Source organism: Devosia sp. Leaf64, from assembly GCF_001421945.1.
GTDB lineage: Bacteria > Pseudomonadota > Alphaproteobacteria > Rhizobiales > Devosiaceae > Devosia.
This window is the reverse complement of record NZ_LMLO01000008.1, coordinates 1-1,108: the sequence shown is the minus strand read 5'-3', so window position 1 is coordinate 1,108 and position 1,108 is coordinate 1. Positions and strand designations below refer to the sequence as shown.

Below are 1,108 nucleotides of genomic sequence, written 5' to 3'. Positions count from 1 at the left end.
CCATCTGTGGACGCCCCGTAAGACGCAAGCGGCATTTTGAAGGATTGCACGTAGTCGGATGCTGCCATCTGTCCGGCCTCTAGTGCAGCACCAGAGGCTGCGGGCCCGTATGGGAGTTCGCGGACCGGATCCATATCACCCACAGCGTGCTCTTGGCACAGTGGATTGCCCTGGTTTTCCGGCCCCGTCTCACCGACTGTTGCGCCATACCTTCCTTCGACCGACTCCGTCTCCGACGACCTCTGGTCCGCTTTGGCTTACACCGCAGCTGCAACCGGAGCTTTGTAATCCTCTTGCTTCATCAGGACCGCCCAGATGATGCGCGCCGTCTTGTTGGCGAGTGCGACTGTGACCAGCATACGTGGCTTTCTGGCGAGCATCTGCTCAAGCCACGAGCCTGAGGGCGCGCCGCGCTTACTTGCCTGTAGGACGACCGCGCTGGAACCAATGATAATCAGACGCCCCAACGTTCGCTTACCCATCTTCGTGATGGATCCCAGCTTTTGTTTGCCCCCGGTCGAGAGCTGACGCGGCGCCAGCCCTAGCCAGGCGGCAAAGTCCCGCCCTTTGGTGAACGTCTCGACCGGAGGCGCGAGAGCGGCAATTGCCGTGGCGGTGATCGGGCCCACGCCGGGTATCGTCATCAGTCTCCTGGCGATCACATCCTCACGGGCGCGCCGAGCGATCTCCTTGTCCAACTCGCTAATCTTCTGGTTGAGCACTGCAAGCAAATCAAGCATCGTGCGGAACAATGGCGTGGCCGCATCGGGAAGTGACGAGCCCATCTCGCCGGCGAGCAGGCCATCCAGCACAGCTATGTGCGACGGTCCCTTCGGCGCTACCCACCCGTATTCGGTGAGATGACCGCAGATCGCGTCGATCAACTGGGTCCGCTGTCGCACCATCAAATCGCGGGTTCGAAACACCAGGGCCGAGGCCTGCTGCTCCTCGCTTTTGATCGCCACGAACCGCATGTTCGGTCGTTGCGCTGCCTCGCATATGGCTTCGGCATCCACCGCATCGTTCTTGTTCCGCTTCACGAATGGCTTCACGTAGGCCGGGGGGATCAGCTTCACCTCATGACCTAGCAGCCTGAGCTCGCGGGCCC

At 61.5% G+C, this 1,108-nt stretch carries 1 protein-coding gene; it reads right to left on the bottom strand.

Going from position 1 to position 1,108, the window contains the following annotated elements; translation table 11 throughout:
* Positions 1-257 precede the first annotated feature (257 nt).
* On the bottom strand, positions 258-1,108 hold an 851-nt coding region (locus ASE94_RS05605; protein WP_062629565.1), incomplete at its 5' end, for an IS110 family transposase.